Genomic DNA, 17474 nt, shown 5'->3' with positions numbered 1-17474 from the left:
ACTTTTTTAACTGTTTAACTGTTTAACTGTTTAACTGTTTAACTGTTTAACTGTTTAACTGTTTAACTGTTTTATGCCATGTTTATTTTTAGCATGGCATTGTCATTACAGGACACAAAATGACCCATACTCTTAATCAACAGATTGCCTATTTAAATGGCCAATACCTACCGGTTTCCGAAGCCCAAATCTCAACACAAGATCGTGGTTTTTTATTTGGTGACGGCGTCTATGAAGTCATTCCTGTCTATAATCAAAAAATGTTTTGGTTTGCAGAACATTTACAACGTTTAAAAAATAGCTTAAAGGGTACGAATATTCTCAACCCTCTGAGTGATAGTGAATGGCAAGAAATCTTAGAAACGCTAATCAAAAAACACGATTGGCAAGATCAATTTATCTATTTACAAGTCACGCGTGGCGTACAAATGCAACGTGACCATATGCCAGCCGATTGCCTCACTCCAACGATTTATGCTTATACTAACCCTCTCAAGCCTGTGGCAAAAAGCATACTTGAAAACGGTATTAAAGTAGTCACTTTAGATGATATACGCTGGTTAAGATGTGACATTAAAGCCATAACCCTTTTACCAAACGTTATGATGAAGCTCGCTGCAAAAGCTCAAGGTGCCGATGATGCAATCTTAATCACTAAAAAAGGCCTCGTCTCTGAAGGAACGGCCAGCAATGCTTTTATTGTTAAAGATAATGTTTTAATTACACCACCCAATAGTAATAAAATTTTACCCGGCATTACGCGCATGGTGATTGAATCGATTGCTATAGAGCACCATATCACTTTAGAAGAGCGCAATATTACGCAAGAAGAGTTGCATAATGCTGATGAGATTTGGTTATCAAGCTCAACTAAAGAAGCATTACCAGTCACCCAATTAGATGATAAACCTGTTGGAACAGGTAAACCGGGTGCGCTTTGGTTAAAAATGAATAAGCATTACCAAGCACACAAACAGCATTTTATTAAAGCTCATACTCAAAAAGACTAAAAGCTTAAGGTTCAATTATGACAAAAGACTTACACACTCCAGACAACGAATCACTCATTGAGTTCCCTTGTGACTTTAAACTAAAAGCCATGGGAAAAAACAGTGAAAACTTTGTCGATGTGGTTTATGAAATTACCTGTAAATACGCCCCAAACACTCCAAGAGAAAATATTCAAATCACGCCCTCTAAAGGCGATAAGTTTATCTCGGTTAACATTACTATTTACGCTACCTGTTTAGAACAAATTCATGGTATTTATGGCGATTTGAAAAAGCACCCTGAAGTGCTTATGTCGCTGTAAACTATGTCGCTGTAAACCGTGTCATTGTATACGTTGCATCTGTAATATTGTCTTTGTAAACAATGTTTTAAACCATCACCTATAGCGGGTTCTTATGTCAATTATCATAAAAAGTCTTGGCCTAAAAGACTACCAGGCCTGTTGGGAAGCAATGCAGACCTTTACAGATAATCGCACTGACGCCACCCCTGATGAATTATGGGTGGTTGAACACCCCCCGGTATTTACCCAAGGTTTAAACGGCAAAGCCGAACATCTACTCCAACAGACTGATATTCCAATTGTACAAACCGATCGTGGTGGACAAATCACCTATCATGGTCCCGGCCAAACAGTGGTCTATGTTTTAATTGATTTAAAGCGTAATAAACTTGGTGTTCGTGCTTTAGTCACGCTACTTGAAAACAGTATTATTGCCTATCTAACTCAATTGGGTATTGACTCTAAAGCACGTTCAGATGCTCCAGGCGTTTACGTTAACGGTCATAAAATCGCCTCATTAGGCTTAAAAATCCGCAAACAAAAAAGTTATCATGGCTTAGCGTTAAACGTAAACATGAATTTATCCCCTTTCAGTAAGGTGAATCCCTGCGGTTTACAAGGTATGAAAATGACTCAACTCGCCCATTTAGTGAGTACTAAAAACTGCCCTACAACTGATCAAGCGGGTCTTGCTATTGCCCATATACTCAGTCAAAGTATTACTGCTGCAGCGCAATAAACGCTAATCCAATTTTAAATCAGTTTTAAACCAATCCTAATCCAACGCTAATCCTTTATAATACCCATATTATTTATTTACTTAAGTCTGTAGAAGTTATGTCTAACCCTCCACAAATACAAGAAATTGGTCTTGATGCTATTGGCAATCGCAAGAGTTTAAAAGAGCAGTTGCAAACTATGCCAAAAGGTCAATACAAAACAAAGTCTTTAAAGCATCGTCCAGACCCAACGGCGGATAAGCTTAAAAAACCTCGCTGGATTAAAGCTCAATTGCCTAAAGCAAAAGATATGCATCGCGTGAAAGAGCTTAAGAATATTATGCGTGATAAAGGACTACACTCAGTTTGTGAAGAAGCATCTTGCCCTAACTTGGGGGAGTGTTTTGGTCATGGCACGGCAACCTTTATGATTATGGGTGACATCTGTACCCGTAAATGTCCTTTTTGCGATGTGACTCACGGTCGTCCAAAACCATTGGACAATAACGAACCAAAGCATTTGGCTGAAACGGTAAAAGCGATGCAACTTAAATACGTGGTCATTACATCCGTAGATCGCGATGATTTAAGAGATGGGGGTGCTCAGCACTTTACCGATGTGGTCACTGAATTACGCCAAAGCTTACCAAACTTAAGAATCGAAACCTTAGTACCTGATTTTCGAGGTCGCCTATCTGTGGCTCTAGAAACGCTGGCTCAATCTGCCCCGGATGTGCTTAATCACAACCTAGAGACCGTTCCTCGCCTATACGAAGAAGCTCGCCCAGGAGCAGACTACCAGGCCTCCTTAGATTTATTAAAACGCTTTAAATCAATGCAACCCAATGTAGTCACTAAATCAGGTTTAATGGTTGGTTTAGGCGAAAGCATGGAAGAATTATTGCAAGTGATGCGTGATTTAAGAGCGCATGATGTTGAAATGTTAACCGTAGGTCAATATTTACAGCCTAGTGATTTTCACCTTGGCGTAAAAAAATACTGGACCCCAGAAGAGTTTAAACAGGTAGAAGAGGAAGGTTATGCCATGGGATTCACCAATGTTGCATCCGGTCCAATGGTGCGCTCATCTTACCACGCCGATTTACAGGCTAAAGAGCTTGCGCAATAACCTAGAATAATGCCACCTTATTTGAGACTTTTTCACAAAATGAGTCTCTATTTACCAACGATTATTTACGAGAATCACCATGTCACAAGACTCATCGCCTATATCGCCAATGTCACCTAATGCTGTGCAACGTTTTTTATTTAAAGAACTCAACATTCGTGGTCAGCATATTCAACTTCAACAAAGCTGGCAAGAGATGATTAAAGATCGTCATTACCCTGCTGCTATCATTAACCTTTTAGGTGAACTAACGGCGATGTCGGTATTGATGGCTAATGGGATGAAACATAAAGGGCGTATTACCTTGCAAATTCAAGGTTCAGGCCCTATTACTCTATTAGTGGTGGATGTCACACATGACCTTAAGGTTCGTGGTATGGCTAAGACCAATAAAGAAATCACTACCGAATCGACATTAGATGAACTACTCGGTGATGGCCAAATCTTAATGACCTTAGAAAACACGCAAACGCAACACCACTTTCAATCATACGTGCCACGAGAAGGAGAAACCGTTGCTGAAGCATTTGAAACCTTCCTAAGTCAGTCAGAACAGCTCCCATCTAAAATCTGGCTTGCCGCTAATGAGCACAGCTTAGGTGGCGTGATGATTCAAAAAATGCCTGAAACCGATGGCCATGATATTGATGGTTGGGAACGAATATTACACTTAACCACAACCGTTCAGAATGATGAACTCACCTCTCTTCCTGCAGAAGCCTTATTGCACCGCCTATTTCATGAAGAGTTACTAGAACTATTTGACGCTGAAGAAGTCGTTTATGAATGCCCTAAGGATGAAGAGCGAGTGCACAATATGCTTAAATCTTTAGGAGAGGATGAAGTTCGTAAAATACTAGAAGAGCAAGGTCAAATTGTTATTCACAATGAAATGTGCAACTTCCATATGCGCTTTGAGAAAGAAGATATTGATGCCTTATTTGCTGATAAACAAACAACGGTTCAATAACTTAGGTTCAATAACTTAGATTCAATAACTTAGGTTCCGTAATTTAAATAGCTTAAATTAAAGCTACCAGGCCTGGTAGCTTTTAATATATTCTTCAACTGTACCACTAAAAACTCTTACCTAAGGTCTGTTAATACGGCATTTAAATCTTCAAGAGCCGGTGCAAACCAATAACTTCCTGATACCGCCTTTGAATAATTAATAAGTTGGTCTATTTTTCTATCCTTTGTTAATCCATACATACTGTCTAACTGGGTAGTAAAACGTTTTAATTCGCAAGCAAACGCTAAGAACATTAATCCCTTTTCGACTACTGTTCCATAGGGTGCCGAACGACGATATATTTTCATTGGCACACCGTCTACAGTTAAATCAGTGCGACTAATATGAGAATCTTCAGGCATCGCATCACCTTCTAATTCTATATTTTGTTCTTTCGTACGACCCACAATCCCTTCTTGGCAATGAACCGGTACCGCGTCCCATTTATCCATATCATGCACCCATTTTTGGCACATAACCAAACTTCCCCCTTCACCAGGTTGCCCAGCAGGAATTAAAGCCGCCGATCGTTTTAAATCGTCGGTTTTAGGGTTAGCTGTTCCATCTTCAAAGCCGATTAAGTCTAAATTCTTATGGTAATCAAACCCTTGTTGTTCCAAGCTTAACTCGGCAATGGTTTTTAAACTTTTATGCACCTGCATAGCTTGGTCATACACCACCCCCATATCTAATCCCTGAATCCAAAAAAACAGATCCGATTGAGTAGATGGAGCACAATGACCTTGTTCACCATTCAGCGTCATAAAATTTTCTAACGTTTGAGGTGTCCAATTGGGCTGCAAAAGTTGCCAGGCCTGCTTACCAAAACTAATCACCAAAGAAACTTCACCTGGCTGAATATTTTGAATTGCTTCAGTAATAGCCTTTTTAATAAGATTGCAGTTATTGCTTGTTAAGCGATATTCTAAAAAATGCATGTGATGCGAGTTTTCTCTAAAAATACCGGATTGTGGAGTTTTATTCATAATTTTCTTTTTGAAATATATAAGTTGAGACCAGCTAAAGGCTGTTTTTAATGCTTTAGCGACTATTCAGTCATTTTTCGAGTAAAGACCCAATCGGTTTCTGATGAAATTTCAGGATTAAATGCATAGCCATCCGTGTCAAAAAACTTTAAATCTTCAGCATTTTCAATAAAGTTATCGGCAGCATAACGTGCCATTAAACCACGGGCTTTTTTAGCGTAGAAACTAATGATTTTATATTGGCCATTTTTCCAGTCTTTAAAAATTGGCGTAATAATCCGTGCATTCAACTCTTTTTTCTTAACCGCTTTAAAGTATTCATTTGAAGCTAAATTAACCAATGTAGTGCTTTCATTTTTTAATAGATCTTGATTCAACTGTTCGGTAATTTCACTACCCCAAAATGTGTATAAATCTTTACCTTTTTTATTGGCAAACTTAGTTCCCATCTCTAAACGATAAGGCAACATGTCATCACAAGGTTTTAATAAACCATAAAGCCCTGAAAGAATTCTTAAGTGGTTTTGAGTGTATTCAATGGCCTTATCCGATAACGAATAAGCATCTAACCCTTGGTAAACATCCCCTTTAAATAACCAAGCCGCTTGCTTAGCTTTATCTTTTGGAAATGGCATTGTCCAATCTTGAAAACGCTCATAATTTAATTCAGAAAGTTTTTCACTAATGTGCATTAACTGACCAATTTCTACCGGGCCAACCTCTTTTAACTGTTCAGCTAATTCTTCCGCTTGTTTTAATAGAGGAGCTTGGGTGTGTAATTGCGTTTGTACCACAGATGTTTCATCTAAAGCCTTTGCTGGCGAGACTACCATTAACATTAAATAAACCTTTATATTTGAGACCTTTGGAGGAGTCGATGAATGTATAATTTTTTTAAATTATATACGAAGCAAGCACTCACTTTGATTGTAAACGTCTATCAAGTTGGTTGAAATAAACAATAACTGATTAATTTAGACACTTTACTCAACCAGGCCTGGTAACTTCTTAATCAAGAATCGGGCTGTTTTTAGTTATTTTATTCCTAGAAACCTCTTATAAAAAAGTCTCATTAAGCAAATAAAAAGCAAGACTAAGTTAAGAATTTAAAGTATTATTTAAAATTAGATGTTTAATATCAATATATTACAGACCGACCAATGTTAAAAACTTTTAACAAAAGTTTTTAGTAATGTCATATTAATTTCACTTTTATTATTAGTAAATCTGTATATAATGATTGGCGTAAGATTAAATGCTTTTATTTTTGTTTTTCGATTTCGTCCCGTTTTACGTTTCGCTTAGATTTCAATAGGTAACTGCACAATCTTCAGAATTTACGCCTGATAATCAGGCTTGTTTTACTTATGAAAAAATTAGGATTAGATTATGTCTACCACTACTGGCACCGTAAAATGGTTTAACGAAACAAAAGGCTTTGGTTTTATTGCACAAGATTCAGGACCTGATGTATTTGCTCACTTCAGTCAAATTTCTGGCGATGGCTTCAAAACTCTAGCAGAAGGCCAGAAAGTTCAGTTCACTGTAACTGACGGTCAAAAAGGACCTCAAGCAGAGAACATCGTTGTTGTTGAAGGGTAATTCTTTCCAATAACCTTGACATAAAAAAGGCCTGCATTTGCAGGCCTTTTTATTGCTTATGACTTTTAGCGACTGACTTTAGCGACTTTTAAAACCAATGCCTTAAAAGTCTTCTCATCGCATCAAATAATTTCTAAATCGTATCTGGCGTTAACTCTACTGATTCCAAAAAGTGTCTTAATTTAGTCACCTCAGCTTTATCCGCTAGCTCATGTCCATGATGCGGTAATCCCAATACTATTTCTTGATCCTTTAAAAACACCTTAGCTTTATTGCTATTTGAAACATCAATCGTCGCACCAAAATGCTCTAATGCACTTGATAATTTCTTCCAATCTAAATTGGTTGCGATAGGGTGAGCAAATACTTTTTCTATTAGGGCTTTATGTTTATGACTCATTTAATCATCCTTTATTTAATTAAGTTATCTAAGTTAATTCCATTTTATAACACCACCCAATAAAGCCAAGCTTTATTCATTTAAAAGTTATTTCAAATTAAGCATTAAGAGACCTACAAAAGTCTCAATGAGACCTTTGCACGAGAGTATGCACGAGTAAAAATGGTTCTAGGTGCCCCTTGAGGGTAAAAATTCACCTGATTTTTGTTGTACTCCAAGGGCACTTCCGTTGGGCGACAACTTGCGAATAGCTAGCTATTCCCTGCGTTTTCCGCCGCAAACGAAGAACTCGACGCCCGAAGGGGTAAGTCGAGAATCAGGCAAATTTTCACTCATTTTTCTTTCGTACCTATCTCGTGCAAAGGTCTCTCAATTAATTTTCATTACTAGAATTTGCAATTGACTTTTGCAATAAACCAACCTCATTAGCACTTAATTTTCGATATTCTCCTGGCATTAAACCCTCTAAACCAAACTGCATAATTTGAGTGCGTTGCAGACGACAGACTTTATAACCTAATGCTTTACACATTCTTCTTATTTGTAAGTTTAAACCTTGGGTTAGGGTTATCTCAAACACGTTTTCATCAGAAAATTCCTCCACAACCTCGACCTTACAGGGTAAGGTTGTGGTTTTTAAGATAGGCACTCCAGATGCCATTTTTAATAAAAAATCTTGAGTCAAAACCTTATTAACCCAAACACGGTAGACTTTTTTATGATGGTTTTCTGCACGCATTATCCTATTAACAATGTCACCTTGATTTGTCATCAATAACAAACCTTCTGAGTCTTTATCTAGGCGTCCAACGGCAAAAATTCGCTGTGGATAATTCAGAGCACTTTCAATATTATTTGTCACATTTAAATCATGAGTACAAACAACCCCTACCGGTTTATGATAAAGAATAATCACAGGTTCTGGTTTTATACTAATGGTTTCGCCATTAACTCGAACCGTATCCTCTGGTGCCACACACATTCCTAAAAACGCCACTTTCTGATTAACTGTTACCAAGCCATCTGCAATTAAACGGTCTGCTTGCTTGCGCGAACAGACGCCCATTTCACTTAGCCATTTGTTTATTCTTGTCATTGCTTAGATTTCTTATCCACAAAATTAAAAAGGTTTTATAACCTAATCATTGAATATTGTTAAAATCGCCTGTTATTCAGCCCTGAATCTCATCATTGCAAATTCTTATAACGCAATACTTTCAAAGGACTATATAGTGAAAGACAACATTGCTGTCACAGATAATGAATTTTTAATTCCAGAAGGCATGATAATCATGTCTGAAACGGATCTATTTGGCACCATAACAAAAGTTAATGATGCTTTTGTTCACTGCAGTGGTTACTCCGCAGAAGAGTTAATTGGCCAGCCCCACAGTATTCTTAGACACCCTGATGTTCCTAGTGGTGTGTTTGCGGATATGTGGGAAACGATTCAGCAAGGTAAGAGCTGGTCACAAATTGTAAAAAACCGCCGTAAGAATGGTGATTACTATTGGTTAAGAGCCAATGTTGGCCCAATTTCTGATGATACTGGCAACCTAGTCGGTTACATTTCTCATCGCATGCGCTGTATGGGACAAGAAAAAGATATTATGCTAGAACTCTACCAAGATGTGGTCGATGGTTACTTAACCATTAAAGGTGGTGAGATTGGCATTCCAGAATAAAATAAAACGACTCTGTTAAAATCTAATTTAGCTAAAATCTAATTTAAGTAAAATCTATTCGCAGTAAAACTATGAGTGACCTTTAGTTATTAAGCGTTCAGTTTCTTGCAAACGTTCTAAGGTACCCACATCTGACCATAAACCATATTCAAGTTGCCCGCTTATCTTCTTATTTTGCATGGCTTGACGCAAAATTGGGGCAAGCGGAACAAAATCGACTTCCATCCCGTTAAAAAGCTCGGGTCTTAAGATGCTGATGCCTGCAAAAGTATAATCACCTTGAGCTTCAACTTTATTTTGAGCATCCAGACCAAAATCACCTTTTAAGTTATGTGCTGGGTTAGGCACTAAAACTAAATGCCCCATGTTTTCTGTAGATATTTGACCATTCATTTCGGCTAAGCTCTTTGCTTTATTAACCAAAGAATCAAATTCCATTTCACAGTAAACATCACCATTAATCACCAAAAAGGGTTTGTCTCCCAGTAATGGCAAGGCATTAATTATGCCCCCTGCAGTTTCTAGCCCACCTTCTGGTTCTGCGGAATAATAAATTTTTACATTCCAGCGAGCCCCATCACCGAGCTGAGCTTCAATTTTTTCTCCCAACCAAGCATGGTTAATGATAATTTCATTGACCCCTGCTTTGGCTAACTTTTCAATATGATATTCAATTAAGGGCTTCCCACAAACAGGAACTAAGGGTTTTGGAGTGGTATCAGTTATGGGGCGTAAACGTTTGCCTCTTCCTGCAGCAAGAATCATGGCTTTAATTGATGATGTTTTATTAGAGGTTTGGCTCACGTGGTTTCCTAAAATATCGGGCTTGTGTACAACATGTAATCAATGACATTTAGTCCATTTTAGCTAATTTAGGCAGCACTTTTTGTTCTACTAAATTAGCTAAAGCGTGTGTATCTGAATATTTGCTGCCCACTTGTACAATGTAATTTAAGGTTAATGGAATGTCATTCAAATACCCCTCTTTACCATCGCGATGATATAAGCGTGCAAATATACCTGCTGCCTTTAGGTGTCGTTGAATCCCCATTAAATCCATTGATTTTTGAAACCCTGACCACTCGTCACGATGCAATATATTAGCTTGGCAAAGCTGTAAAAAGTAATTACGCTGCCACTCTAACACCTGCTCTTCTGGCCAAGAGATATAACAATCTCTTAACAACGAAACCGCATCATAAGTTAACGGGCCTTTTACTGCATCCTGAAAATCCAATACACCAGGGTTAAGCATTGCTGGATTTGTGTTATCCAAGACCATTAGGTTGCGACTATGATAATCACGATGGACATAGGTTTGTGGTTGCTTTAATGCAGATTCGACCAATGTTTGTTGTACATTTTGCCAGGCCTGGCTCTCAAGTTTATCCAACTCAATATCAAGGTGCTCGTCTAACAACCAATCTGAAAATAGTGACATTTCAAACATAAGTAAGGCTTCATTATAAGCTGGCAGTTCCTGTGAGGATTCTTTACCTTTTGTTTGTAAATTCACCAATGTTTTTAATGCATCGCCGTAAAGCTCATCAACTTCATGTTCTTGAGCTTGTTCTAAAACAGAAAGGTAAGTTGTATTGCCTAAATCCGTTAATAATAAAAAACCTTGGGTTAAATCTTGCTCTAACACCTTTGGCACCGTCAACCCCATCTCAATTAACTGTTGTGAGATCGCAATAAACGGACGACAATCTTCATTTTCAACAGGTGCATCCATAATAATATAACTTGTATGACCAGAGCTTCCCTGTACTTCAATTCTATAGTAACGCCTAAAGCTGGCATCACTCGATGCCGAAACCGGCTCGGTTACATCACAATCTTGCAAAACAGGTAGGTTTTGCATCCAATCCAACATCATTTGAAATCTTTCAGTCATTCGTTAAATACTCGGTTAAAATAAGCAGTCCGTGAATAATTAATGATTCTCTATTAGATGTCAAATTCTGAATGAAAATATCTGAATGAGATAAACAAGATTAACGCCGTTAAATAGAACCCGCATGAAGAATAAAAACACAGTCACCTCTACAATTCGCTTCAACACATTTAATACGCTACTGTGTTTATTTAGCTTTTTGCCTAACCAGGCCTGGTCACAAGAGACGATTCAACCTTCGACCCAACCTTCAACCCAAGCTTTGTCCCAGGCTGCCAAAAATTCAATGAGCACTAATCCTTGTGCCCCGCAACTTATTGCAGAGCCTCAAAGCATTACGCCAAAAGATCCAAAACAGGTTAATCCCCCTCAACATATTGAAGCAGACAGTTTATTACAGCCAAGTAAAGACGAATATTTATTACAAGGTAACGCCAATTTAAAACAACCAGGCCTGGTAGTGTTAAGTGATCAAGCTGTTTTAAACAAGCAGAAACAAACCGCTATTTTTTCTGGCAATGTTGAACTTCATCAGCCAGAAATAACGATTACCGCTAAAACGGCAGTCATAAATAATAAAAACGAAACCGCCAAATTAAAACAAACCCAATATCAAATGCTACCCAGTCGCACTCATGGACACTCAAAAAGCATTAAAATTGATCAAAAAGCCAAACTAGCCGCTTTAGCTAAGGCCACACTCACCACCTGTAAAGTCAACAGTGACAAATCATTAGATTGGGACTTAACCTTTGATGAATTGACTGTTAATAATGAAACCCGTCGTGTCGTTGGTAAAAACACCACTCTTTACTTTAAAGATGTCCCGATTTTCTATACCCCTTATTTTGATTATCCGTTAGATGATCGAGCAAGTGGATTACTGTTTCCTGAGTTCGGCAGTTATAAATCACTTACCCAAGATTCCTCTAACCAATATGCCAAAATACCTTATTACTTTAATATCGCCCCCAATATGGATGATACGCTAACGGCTATTCCCATGACTCAGCGAGGCCTAGCGTTAGAAAATGAATTTAGATACATCGCTAAAACCAATAACATTACCCATGGGGCCAAAATAACCTTAACCGGATTACAAGATCAATTAACGGCTTCAGAAGGAATCGTTTCTAGTGATTCCAGTGGCAACTTAATTTATGGAGATAAACGTTCTGAACGTTGGCGTGCAAGCATTGAAGCTAACCAAAACTGGAGCCATGGTTTTACTAGTAATGTCGATTGGGATGAAGTTTCTGACGAGAGTTTTTTTGCCGATATCCCCGTGCAAACCAACCTTAAAACGGCAACCCAAAAACAGCGTAAGGCACAACTTAATTATAAAAATCAAAATTTTAGTGCCTATGTTCAGCTGCTAAGTTATTTACGTTTACAGAACGCTTCAATAAACTATGAAAAGCGCCCCGAAATTAGTGCTAGTTACCTCAAACAAGTTGGTAATTTTGATTTTGATATTAATGCCACGGTGACCGATTTTGTAACCCCCGTTGCTGTCACAAACAAATATGAAGGCTTACGTTTTACCACCTCTCCTACCTTAAGCTATCAAATACAAAACAGTTACAGCTATTTAAAAACAACCTTAGTCGCAAATCAAACACAATATTCAATGCGAGATGATGGCTTTAATAATGAACCTCAAGATAAAAATATCACTCGCTTCGTTCCGCAAATAGCGGTTAAAAGTGGATTAACCTTTGAACGTAATATTGAATTTAATAAACAGAATTATATTCAAACCTTAGAACCCGAAATTCAGTACCTATATACGCCTTATGAAGATCAATCCAACATTACATTATTTGATACTGCCGAACGCAGTTTAGACTTTAGTAATCTCTTTGCCCTTAACCGCTTTACAGGCGCTGATCTGATTGGCGATACTCGACAGATATCCACCGCGTTGACCAGCAGATTACTGAGTCCCGTTGGTAAACAAATAGCAGAAATGGGAATCGGTCAGATTCTTTATTTAGAAGACCGCAATGTCACCTTAGACGACATTCCAGAAACCGAAAAGGTTTCAGATATTTTTGTTAAATTAGGGTTTGCGTTCAATGAATGGTATTTTGCCTCAACCGCTCAACTAGATAGCGATGACCAACATTTAACAAATGCTAATACAAGATTAAAATGGCAAAAAAATAACAATATCGCTTTAATTAACCATACTTTGTACGACCAAGGCACATCATCTGAAACAGAAATGCTTTCATTAGGTGGTTACACACAAATCAATTCCGATTGGAACCTAGGCATCTACAGCAGTTATGACCTAAATGAAAACGATTTTTATGAAATGCAACTTGGTTTACGCTACGACAGTTGCTGTTGGGCAGCAGAATTTGTTGCAGAACGTACACAACTTGAAAATGGCTTGTATAATGACGGAATTCAAATGCAATTTGAGCTTAAAGGTTTGAGCTCTTCTGGCACAAAATTTAAACAAACTTTAACCGAAAAACTCAATTTTTAGAGATTTTATCCAGCAATGTTAATACCTACATTTAGGATATTTAAAGGCACACGCATGAAAAAAACGCTTCAAACCCTACTACTGGCAATATTGACTAGTCTTACCCTGACGGCAACCTTAAGTTCTAACGCCGTTGCGAATGATGTTTTACTTGATAAAGTGGTTGCAGTGGTTGATGACCACATTATTCTTAAAAGTGAATTAACGGCCAAAATGTATGAACAAGCTCAAGCATTAGCTGCACAAAACATTCCGGTAAAGGATGCTCAAGCTCTTCAAGAAAAAGTATTAGACAGTCTTATTTATGAAGTGTTACAAGAGGACCGTGCTCATAAAATTGGTTTAAAAGTTAGCGATGAAGAAATCAACGAGCAGATGCAAAAAATAGCTGAAAAAAATAATTTATCGCTACTTGATTTACGCAACCAACTTAACCTAGAAATGTCCGGTGGATTTCAAAAAGCGCGTCAAAAAATCAAACAACAACTGCTTATCCAAAAATTAAGAGAAGCCGAAGTTATTAGCCAAGCTCAAGTAACCGAAAGTGAAATTCAAAACTATTTAAAACGCCAAAAACTGGCTGAAAAAAATGTTCAAGTTAGACTCAATCATATCTTAATTGAGCTTCCCGAATCAGCAACCCCTCAACAAAGAGAAAAAGCCTTAGCACAGATTAAATCTTTGCAAAAACGCATTCAATCTGGAGAAGATTTCTCTCAACTTGCCGTACGCTATTCAAACGGTGGTAAAGCCTTGCAAGGTGGTGACTTAGGTTGGATGAAAGAATCAGAAGTTCCTACCTTCTTTGCTGATGCCATCGAAAACCTAAAAGTTGGTCAAGTGAGTAATGTTATTCAAAGTGCTAGCGGCTTTCACTTAATTAAATTAGCGGATAAAAAAGATACCAGTCAAGTAGATGAAGTAACTGAGTATCATCTTTTCCGTTTTATTATTTTAAGTGACGATGTGAATAGAAATAAAATTCCTACCAGTTTAATGAAACTCTCTCAGTCGCTAAACAGCATGCAAGATTTTCAAGCACTTTCTACCAAGTACCCAGATATTCCGGCAGAAGTTAATGCCAATAGTGATTTAGGCTGGAGAACGATTGATAAAATTCCGAGTGTCATTCGTCAAGATGTCGCACAACAGCCAATCAAGACCGCATTACCCCCTCTTGCAACCGATAAAGGTTGGATGTTGTTATACCTTGATGACAAACGCGAAATAAACAAAGCCGGCGAAGACCAAACACAAAAAGCAATTCAAGCAATTCGTGTTCGCAAAGCAAATGAAATGTTTGATTTATGGCTACGTCGTTTAAAAGACGAAGCGTTTATTCAAATCAAACAATAAAAAATAAAAAACAAACCCAACTAAAAGCAGAGTGTTGAGCCAAATAACTCAACACCTGCTTTTTTGGCTTTAATAAACCTAATTGAAACCTAATTGAAACTTTATTAAGACTTTCTTAAAACCTTTTTAAGCAAAGGTTTCAATATCTACCAGGCCTGGTAGTTCTTAAAACAACAACGGAAATTAACATGACTCAACGTTTAGTAATCACCTCTGGAGAACCTGCTGGTATTGGACCTGATTTAGTGCTTCAACTTGCACAAAAAAGCTGGCCAATTGAAATGGTGGTCATTGCTGATAAATCCCTGCTTGCTCATAGAGCAAAACGTTTGGGTTTAGAGGTTGAGTTTATCAATTATGACGCGAGTCAGCCAGCCAAGCCGAGCCAAGCAAAAACACTCTTAATTGACCAAATTAACACTGATGAACCGGTTGTGGATGGAGAACTTAACCCGGCTAATGCAAACTACGTCATTAAAATGCTCAAACGAGCTATTCAAGGTTGCATGAATAATGAATTTTCAGGGATGGTTACCGGACCGGTTCATAAAGGCGTTATAAATGAAGCTGGCTTGCCATTTACTGGACATACTGAGCTATTGGCAGAAGACAGCAATACCCAACAAGTTGTTATGATGCTAGCCACTCCAAGCCTAAGAGTGGCTTTAGCCACAACACACCTACCATTAGCCGACGTGCCTAAGGCAATTACTCAGCCACTCTTAACAGATATTTTAAATATTACCCATCACGCTCTCCAAACACAGTTTGGTATTAAAGAACCCCATATTTTAGTCACAGGATTAAACCCTCATGCTGGAGAAGGTGGACACATGGGTCGTGAAGAAATTGATGTGATTGAGCCTGTTTTAGAAACACTCGGCAAAAAGATGAATTTAAATGGCCCCTTGCCTGCTGACACGCTTTTTACACCTAAATATCTAGAACAAGCCGATGCCGTTCTAGCGATGTATCATGACCAAGGCCTCCCCGTTCTTAAACACATGGGGTTTGGTAATGCCGTGAATATTACCTTAGGTTTACCTTTTATTCGTACCTCCGTAGACCATGGTACTGCTCTCGATTTAGCAGGAACCGGTAAAGCCGATGTTCGCAGCTTTGAATATGCGATTGAAGTTGCACTTCAAATGGCTAGTACGCAGGAACAATGAGAATCAATCATGGCAAAAAATAATAACCATCGTCCTTCTGGGCACAAACACAAAAAGCAGTTTGGGCAAAACTTTCTGAACAATGGTCGCGTGATTGATCAAATTGTGGCCGCAATTCGTCCTCAGCCTGAAAATCATTTGGTTGAAATTGGCCCTGGTGAAGCGGCATTAACAGAGCCATTAATCGATGTGGTTAAACGAATGGACATTATCGAGATAGATAATGACCTTATTGGACCTCTAAAAATTCGTTTTGCCAGCAAACCTGCTTTCAATCTGCACCACACAGATGCACTAGCTTTTGATTATGCCACCTTGCTAGAATTTGAGCCTGAACAACCATTACGTATCGTTGGTAACCTGCCATACAATATTTCTAGCCCATTAATGTTTCACCTGCTTAACTTTAGTGACCATATTCAAGACATGCATTTTATGTTACAAAAAGAAGTGGTCGACCGCATTACCGCAAACCCAGGCATTAAAGCCTATGGTCGTTTAAGTGTGATGATTCAATACGCCTGTGAAACCGAATATCTATTTACCGTTGGGCCAGAAAACTTTACCCCTCCTCCCAAAGTCGACTCCGCAATTGTTCGTTTGCTTCCCTACAAAAGTAAACCTTTTATTGCAGATAATGAAGCCGATTTTGCTGAACTTGTTAAACAAGCATTTAGTCAAAAACGTAAAACATTACGTAATACCTTAAAAGGATTTTTAGAGGTAGAAGACATTGAAGCTTGTGGAATTAATCCAACAGCCAGAGCCGAAACACTGAGTGTAGAAAAGTTTGTTGAACTAGCCAATGTTTACCATAAAATTAAATAACAATCGACCCACTAATATTTAGAGACCATTTACCAAATGACAACCTACGCTATTGGAGACTTGCAGGGCTGCTACGATGAACTGCAAGCCTTGCTAAAACACATTAACTATCAACCGGACTCTGATCATTTATGGTTTGTAGGAGATATTGTTAATCGTGGTCCAAAATCACTGGCTTGTTTACGTTTTGTTAAACAACTTTGTGAACAAGGTAAAGCAGATATGGTTTTAGGTAATCATGACTTTCACTTGCTAGCCGCCTATTCAGGCCTAGATAAATTTACCTCAAAATCAGATACCTTAAGAGATATTCTTGAAGCGGATGATGTCGATGAATTAATGGATTGGTTGCGCCTCCAACCTCTTATGGTGACCCACTCCTTTTATCATGCCGTGATGGTACATGCAGGCATTCCACCGCAATGGTCAATTTCTGAAGCTAGAAATTACGCTCAAGAGGTTCATAATCAGTTAGCACAACCTAACTGGCAAGATTTTATTGCCAAGAAACTGTTTGGTTCAGAACCTCGAGAATGGGATAACAGCCTAGCAGGTGATGATCGTCTGCGCTATATCGTGAATGCTTTCGCAAGAATGCGTTTTTGTACTGCAAACGGAAAACTTGAATTTAAGCTAAAAAATGCGCCAAAAGACTCTGATTCAAAGTATCAACCCTGGTTTGTTTTTCCCAAGCGTCGTAACAAAGATTATGAGATTTTTTTTGGGCATTGGTCAACGCTTGGTGCAATAGATGCTTATCATATTCATTCAACCGACACGGGATGCCTATGGGGTGGCAAAATGACCGCTTATGCATTAGATTCAAAACAGCGTTTTACAATTGATTGTGAACAACAGTGTAAACCTAAACTTAAAAAGAAAAAGTCGTTATAAATC

18 protein-coding genes are annotated in these 17474 nt (G+C 38.2%); 12 read left to right on the top strand and 6 right to left on the bottom strand.

Annotated features, from left to right (window positions below; translation table 11 throughout):
* The first annotated feature begins 119 nt into the window (after nucleotides 1-119).
* The 5 genes from BS34_RS0102960 (at nucleotide 120) to BS34_RS0102940 (ending at nucleotide 4112) form a co-directional block, all read left to right on the top strand.
* Nucleotides 120-1010: a D-amino acid aminotransferase gene (locus BS34_RS0102960; RefSeq protein ID WP_029407063.1), complete on the top strand. Its 891-nt coding sequence runs from the start codon at nucleotides 120-122 to the stop codon at nucleotides 1008-1010.
* A gap of 17 nt (nucleotides 1011-1027) precedes the next feature.
* On the top strand, nucleotides 1028-1312 hold the full coding sequence (locus BS34_RS0102955) for a YbeD family protein (RefSeq protein WP_029407062.1): 285 nt from the start codon (nucleotides 1028-1030) through the stop codon (nucleotides 1310-1312).
* Between the two features lie 94 nt (nucleotides 1313-1406).
* A complete protein-coding gene (lipB, locus tag BS34_RS0102950) occupies nucleotides 1407-2033 on the top strand; it encodes a lipoyl(octanoyl) transferase LipB (RefSeq protein ID WP_029407061.1) in 627 nt (208 codons plus the stop codon).
* Nucleotides 2034-2212: 179 nt separating this feature from the next.
* Nucleotides 2213-3142 (top strand): lipoyl synthase, encoded by a 930-nt coding sequence (lipA, locus tag BS34_RS0102945; RefSeq protein ID WP_233993192.1) that lies wholly within the window; start codon nucleotides 2213-2215, stop codon nucleotides 3140-3142.
* A 79-nt stretch (nucleotides 3143-3221) separates the two neighbouring features.
* Nucleotides 3222-4112: an Hsp33 family molecular chaperone HslO gene (locus BS34_RS0102940; protein ID WP_233993130.1), complete on the top strand. Its 891-nt coding sequence runs from the start codon at nucleotides 3222-3224 to the stop codon at nucleotides 4110-4112.
* A gap of 116 nt (nucleotides 4113-4228) precedes the next feature.
* On the opposite strand, the gene BS34_RS0102935 is transcribed toward BS34_RS0102940, so the two are convergent.
* Both BS34_RS0102935 and yaaA read right to left on the bottom strand, forming a co-directional pair.
* Nucleotides 4229-5140, bottom strand: a complete 912-nt coding sequence (locus BS34_RS0102935; RefSeq protein WP_029407058.1) for a Dyp-type peroxidase — start codon at nucleotides 5138-5140, stop codon at nucleotides 4229-4231.
* A gap of 62 nt (nucleotides 5141-5202) precedes the next feature.
* The gene (gene yaaA, locus BS34_RS0102930; protein WP_029407057.1) at nucleotides 5203-5979 is read right to left on the bottom strand and encodes a peroxide stress protein YaaA; all 777 of its coding nucleotides are present in this window, start codon (nucleotides 5977-5979) and stop codon (nucleotides 5203-5205) included.
* Nucleotides 5980-6529: 550 nt separating this feature from the next.
* Between yaaA and BS34_RS0102925 the strand changes: the two genes are divergently transcribed.
* On the top strand, nucleotides 6530-6742 hold the full coding sequence (locus tag BS34_RS0102925) for a cold-shock protein (protein ID WP_029407056.1): 213 nt from the start codon (nucleotides 6530-6532) through the stop codon (nucleotides 6740-6742).
* 133 nt (nucleotides 6743-6875) lie between these two features.
* Here BS34_RS0102925 and BS34_RS0102920 read toward each other — a convergent pair whose 3' ends face one another.
* Both BS34_RS0102920 and BS34_RS0102915 read right to left on the bottom strand, forming a co-directional pair.
* Nucleotides 6876-7142, bottom strand: a complete 267-nt coding sequence (locus BS34_RS0102920) for a hypothetical protein (RefSeq protein ID WP_029407055.1) — start codon at nucleotides 7140-7142, stop codon at nucleotides 6876-6878.
* Nucleotides 7143-7515: 373 nt separating this feature from the next.
* On the bottom strand, nucleotides 7516-8238 hold the full coding sequence (locus tag BS34_RS0102915) for a pseudouridine synthase (protein ID WP_029407054.1): 723 nt from the start codon (nucleotides 8236-8238) through the stop codon (nucleotides 7516-7518).
* A 136-nt stretch (nucleotides 8239-8374) separates the two neighbouring features.
* On the opposite strand from BS34_RS0102915, the gene BS34_RS0102910 reads away from it, so the two are divergent.
* Nucleotides 8375-8827: a PAS domain-containing protein gene (locus BS34_RS0102910; protein ID WP_029407053.1), complete on the top strand. Its 453-nt coding sequence runs from the start codon at nucleotides 8375-8377 to the stop codon at nucleotides 8825-8827.
* A 69-nt stretch (nucleotides 8828-8896) separates the two neighbouring features.
* On the opposite strand, the gene murU is transcribed toward BS34_RS0102910, so the two are convergent.
* Together murU and BS34_RS0102900 are read right to left on the bottom strand one after the other, a co-directional pair.
* Nucleotides 8897-9631, bottom strand: coding sequence for an N-acetylmuramate alpha-1-phosphate uridylyltransferase MurU (gene murU, locus BS34_RS0102905; RefSeq protein WP_304412647.1), 735 nt, complete (start codon nucleotides 9629-9631; stop codon nucleotides 8897-8899).
* 49 nt (nucleotides 9632-9680) lie between these two features.
* On the bottom strand, nucleotides 9681-10724 hold the full coding sequence (locus BS34_RS0102900) for an aminoglycoside phosphotransferase family protein (protein ID WP_029407051.1): 1044 nt from the start codon (nucleotides 10722-10724) through the stop codon (nucleotides 9681-9683).
* 124 nt (nucleotides 10725-10848) lie between these two features.
* Between BS34_RS0102900 and BS34_RS0102895 the strand changes: the two genes are divergently transcribed.
* The 5 genes from BS34_RS0102895 to BS34_RS0102875 all read left to right on the top strand — a co-directional run bounded on the left by BS34_RS0102895 (nucleotide 10849) and on the right by BS34_RS0102875 (nucleotide 17471).
* Nucleotides 10849-13221: an LPS-assembly protein LptD gene (locus BS34_RS0102895; RefSeq protein WP_051640652.1), complete on the top strand. Its 2373-nt coding sequence runs from the start codon at nucleotides 10849-10851 to the stop codon at nucleotides 13219-13221.
* 54 nt (nucleotides 13222-13275) lie between these two features.
* Nucleotides 13276-14577 carry a peptidylprolyl isomerase gene (locus BS34_RS0102890; RefSeq protein ID WP_038126249.1) on the top strand — a complete coding sequence of 434 codons (1302 nt, stop codon included), beginning with the start codon at nucleotides 13276-13278 and terminating at the stop codon, nucleotides 14575-14577.
* Between the two features lie 188 nt (nucleotides 14578-14765).
* On the top strand, nucleotides 14766-15749 hold the full coding sequence (pdxA, locus tag BS34_RS0102885; RefSeq protein WP_029407048.1) for a 4-hydroxythreonine-4-phosphate dehydrogenase PdxA: 984 nt from the start codon (nucleotides 14766-14768) through the stop codon (nucleotides 15747-15749).
* A gap of 9 nt (nucleotides 15750-15758) precedes the next feature.
* Nucleotides 15759-16577 (top strand): 16S rRNA (adenine(1518)-N(6)/adenine(1519)-N(6))-dimethyltransferase RsmA, encoded by an 819-nt coding sequence (gene rsmA, locus BS34_RS0102880; protein WP_029407047.1) that lies wholly within the window; start codon nucleotides 15759-15761, stop codon nucleotides 16575-16577.
* Nucleotides 16578-16613: 36 nt separating this feature from the next.
* Nucleotides 16614-17471, top strand: coding sequence for a symmetrical bis(5'-nucleosyl)-tetraphosphatase (locus BS34_RS0102875; RefSeq protein ID WP_029407046.1), 858 nt, complete (start codon nucleotides 16614-16616; stop codon nucleotides 17469-17471).
* The last annotated feature ends 3 nt before the right edge of the window (nucleotides 17472-17474 follow it).

It is taken from the genome of Thiomicrorhabdus sp. Milos-T2 (assembly GCF_000702325.1).
GTDB lineage: Bacteria > Pseudomonadota > Gammaproteobacteria > Thiomicrospirales > Thiomicrospiraceae > Thiomicrorhabdus.
The sequence above is the reverse complement of the archived record's forward strand: the minus strand, read 5'-3'. Positions and strand labels throughout refer to the sequence as shown.

Bases quoted from the DNA above. Each gene is read 5' to 3' on its own strand.
- BS34_RS0102915 (WP_029407054.1), bottom strand. From the start codon at position 8,238: ATGACAAGAATAAACAAATGGCTAAGTGAAATGGGCGTCTGTTCGCGC.
- rsmA (WP_029407047.1), top strand. From the start codon at position 15,759: ATGGCAAAAAATAATAACCATCGTCCTTCTGGGCACAAACACAAAAAG.
- BS34_RS0102925 (WP_029407056.1), top strand. From the start codon at position 6,530: ATGTCTACCACTACTGGCACCGTAAAATGGTTTAACGAAACAAAAGGC.
- BS34_RS0102955 (WP_029407062.1), top strand. From the start codon at position 1,028: ATGACAAAAGACTTACACACTCCAGACAACGAATCACTCATTGAGTTC.
- yaaA (WP_029407057.1), bottom strand. From the start codon at position 5,979: ATGTTAATGGTAGTCTCGCCAGCAAAGGCTTTAGATGAAACATCTGTG.
- BS34_RS0102960 (WP_029407063.1), top strand. From the start codon at position 120: ATGACCCATACTCTTAATCAACAGATTGCCTATTTAAATGGCCAATAC.
- BS34_RS0102920 (WP_029407055.1), bottom strand. From the start codon at position 7,142: ATGAGTCATAAACATAAAGCCCTAATAGAAAAAGTATTTGCTCACCCT.
- BS34_RS0102900 (WP_029407051.1), bottom strand. From the start codon at position 10,724: ATGACTGAAAGATTTCAAATGATGTTGGATTGGATGCAAAACCTACCT.
- lipA (WP_233993192.1), top strand. From the start codon at position 2,213: ATGCCAAAAGGTCAATACAAAACAAAGTCTTTAAAGCATCGTCCAGAC.
- BS34_RS0102875 (WP_029407046.1), top strand. From the start codon at position 16,614: ATGACAACCTACGCTATTGGAGACTTGCAGGGCTGCTACGATGAACTG.
- pdxA (WP_029407048.1), top strand. From the start codon at position 14,766: ATGACTCAACGTTTAGTAATCACCTCTGGAGAACCTGCTGGTATTGGA.
- BS34_RS0102935 (WP_029407058.1), bottom strand. From the start codon at position 5,140: ATGAATAAAACTCCACAATCCGGTATTTTTAGAGAAAACTCGCATCAC.
- BS34_RS0102940 (WP_233993130.1), top strand. From the start codon at position 3,222: ATGTCACAAGACTCATCGCCTATATCGCCAATGTCACCTAATGCTGTG.
- lipB (WP_029407061.1), top strand. From the start codon at position 1,407: ATGTCAATTATCATAAAAAGTCTTGGCCTAAAAGACTACCAGGCCTGT.
- BS34_RS0102890 (WP_038126249.1), top strand. From the start codon at position 13,276: ATGAAAAAAACGCTTCAAACCCTACTACTGGCAATATTGACTAGTCTT.
- BS34_RS0102895 (WP_051640652.1), top strand. From the start codon at position 10,849: ATGAAGAATAAAAACACAGTCACCTCTACAATTCGCTTCAACACATTT.